This window comes from Rhodoferax sp. (genome assembly GCF_039922535.1).
GTDB lineage: Bacteria > Pseudomonadota > Gammaproteobacteria > Burkholderiales > Burkholderiaceae_C > Rhodoferax_B.
This window is the reverse complement of record NZ_JBDTEM010000128.1, coordinates 1-2,813: the sequence shown is the minus strand read 5'-3', so window position 1 is coordinate 2,813 and position 2,813 is coordinate 1. Positions and strand designations below refer to the sequence as shown.

The window sequence follows — 2,813 nt, the reverse complement described above, 5'->3', positions numbered from 1 at the left end:
CCGATGCCAGTCCCCCGGGTACCGAGGGCAGCGTGACCAGGCCCGCATGCACCGGGCCGCGGCGCTTGAACACCTGCACGTGCAGCTCCCAATCCAGGCCGAAGCGGGCATGTACCCGCAGCGGGGCGGCCGATGCCTCATGTTGCGCGGCTTCGGGACGGCACAAAAACACCAGACCCGCGCCGCTTTGCGCACCGACCTGCAGACGGCGAATCTGCTCTTGCCGCACCTGCGGCACCCAGGCGACCAGGGCACCGGCCGAGCCGGACTTGATGAGTTGCTCGGTCACCCACAGCCGCTCGGCGGGGGTATCGGCCTGTATCCACACCAGTTGAGCCGGGTCCAAGCCCTCATGCACAAGGCCCGGAAGATGCGGCTGTCGGGGTGGACCGACCACCACCACCTGCCCCCCTTTGGCAACCACCTGGCGCAACGCCGGTCCCAGCAGCCGCCATTCCAGTACGGCAGGCTGTGGGCTCAGCACCTCGGCCAGCGCATGACAGGGCCAGCCGCCGCCGGGCAACTCGTGGTCCAGCAATGCCCATCCGGAAGACACCACCGAGGACACGACAGAGCCTAGCTCGGAGCCCCGCCAGACGGCGGCGGCCACTGCGGGGGGCAGCGGGCCGACCATCCGTGGGGAGCGTAGGGGCGGCACAGGCGCTGCGGGTTGGGCTTGCATATGCATCAATATACTGTTTATATAAACAGTATACGCAAAACACACTGACCCCGCTGCTACGTGTGCGAATGCTGAGTCGGTTTAGCCTGCGGGCCGTGCTACCGGTAGCCGCATCACCCGGCCGACAAGGGCAGGCACAGGCAGCGTCCCCTGCGCCGCCGCGATGCTCTGCACCTGGGCCCGCACGTCGGCAGGGAACACCGCCGACCGGGGGCCGCGCACATCCACATGCAGCAGCATCTGCTCGCACACTGCCACCGGCTCTGCCCTGCCCGGCAGCACCAGGCTGAGGACAATATGCAGGCGCTTGGCATCAAAGCCCAGCAACTGCAGTTGCACCTGCACTTGCGCCCCCAGCTTCACTTCATGCAGGTAGTGGATGTGGCTTTCCAGCGTGAACAAAGAGCCGTCGGTCCGCGCACGGCCCGCTGCGTCCAGGCCGATCTGGTCCATCAGCGCGTCGGTGGCGTAGCTGCAAATCAGCCCGTAATAGGCATCACGCAGGTGGCCGTTGTAGTCCACCCACTCGGGCGGCACCACGGTGGCGTACAGGGGATCAGACACCATGGCGGGCTTTGGCAGCATCTACGGCGGCCATCACGCTGAGAATGGCATCGTCGCGGTAGCGCTCTAGCTGCTTGATGCTGTGTGTGCCGAGCTGGGCGGTGGTGCCGTCCACCACGCTGTCGATCAGGGCATCGGTCAGCTTGGGCGCGACCAGCTTGGTCCAGGGCAGCTCCAGGGCCGGACCAAACTGCGCCATGAAGTGCCGCATGCCGGCATCGCCCCCGGCCAGGGTATAGGTCAAAAACGTACCCATGAACGACCAGCGAATGCCTGCGCCATAACGGATGGCGTCGTCGATCTCACCGGTGGTGGCCACGCCGTCGTTGACCAGGTGCAGCGCCTCGCGCCACACGGCTTCCAGCAGGCGGTCGGCGATAAATCCGGGGATTTCCTTGCGTACGTGCAGGGGCCGCATGCCTAGTGCGCTATAGATTTTGATAGCAGCAGCAATGGCTTCGGCCGAGGTTTTTTCACCGCCCACCACTTCTACCAAGGGCAGCAGGTACACCGGGTTAAACGGGTGGCCGACCACGCAACGCTCGGGGTGCGTGGCGTTGGCATAAAAGTCGGTGGGCAACAGGCCCGAGGTGGACGAGGCGATGATGGCATCGGGCCGGGCCGCTGCGCTGATCTGTGCGTGCAGGGACAGTTTGAGATCTTGCCGCTCAGGGGCACTTTCCTGGATGAAGTCGGCGTGCTGCACGCATTCCGCCACCGTGGCGACGAAGCGCAGGCGCTCCATGGAGGCACCTGCAGCCAAGCCCAGTCGCTCCAGCGCGGGCCAGGCATTGGCCACATTGGCGCGCAGCTGCTGTTCAGCCCCGGCAGCCGGGTCCCAGGCGACGACATCCAGCCCGTGGGCCAGTGCGCGTGCGACCCAGCCGCTGCCGATAACGCCTACGCCCAAGGCCGCGAAAGTTTTGATGGTGGTGGTGATAGTCATATTAAAAATTTAAGAAGTTGTGGATGTGTTGAACCACCAGGCAGGCCAAGCCAGTACCTGGTCGGCCACCCGTTGGTAGCCCGCCGCACCCGGATGGCAGCCGTCGCTGGCAGCCACGTCGGCCCGCCAGAGCGCACTGTCCAGCAGCAGGCGGGCCACCGGCAGGTATGGCACGCCCAGAGCCTGGGCGTGTTCGGCGTACAGCGGACACAGGTCCAGGATGCGGGCATCCTGCGCGGCTTCGCCGACCGGGAACGGGCCCAGCACCACGGTGGGGTACAGCGCCTGGGCCTCGGAGACGATCCGGGTGAAGAGCGCCACACTCTGCACCACCGCCACCCGCAGCCCGTCTCCTTGCGGGGTCATGTCGTTGGCACCGAATGAAAACACCAGGTATTTGTGGCATTCCGCCTGCAGACGCACCGCCGACTCGGCCTGCCAACGCGCCGCAACGCCCTGGCTGGTGTCGCCACGGATGCCCAGGTTGTGGGCGGTCAGGGCGTAGCCCTTGGCCCAGGCCGCCGCGCTGACACGGCCCGGCCAACCCAGGCAGGTGGGATCGCTGGTGCCCTGCGTCATCGAATCGCCGATGAAGCAGATGCGGTGGTCGTTAGCCGGGTA

General features: G+C 66.2%; 4 protein-coding genes. All 4 read right to left on the bottom strand.

The features are described 5' to 3' along the window. A partial coding sequence (gene imuA / locus ABI213_RS06215) for a translesion DNA synthesis-associated protein ImuA (RefSeq protein ID WP_348026431.1) occupies window positions 1-658 on the bottom strand: 658 nt, incomplete at its 3' end. Between the two features lie 105 nt (window positions 659-763). Next, window positions 764-1,249, bottom strand: coding sequence for a thioesterase family protein (locus tag ABI213_RS06210; RefSeq protein ID WP_348006046.1), 486 nt, complete (start codon window positions 1,247-1,249; stop codon window positions 764-766). After that, complete coding sequence (locus tag ABI213_RS06205) at window positions 1,239-2,192, bottom strand: L-carnitine dehydrogenase (protein ID WP_348006045.1); 954 nt, start codon at window positions 2,190-2,192, stop codon at window positions 1,239-1,241. Before ABI213_RS06205 ends, ABI213_RS06210 begins: the two co-directional genes overlap by 11 nt. Before the next feature lie 9 nt (window positions 2,193-2,201). Next, window positions 2,202-2,813, bottom strand: a 612-nt coding sequence (locus tag ABI213_RS06200; RefSeq protein ID WP_348026430.1) for a GDSL-type esterase/lipase family protein, incomplete at its 5' end; no start/stop codon positions are given.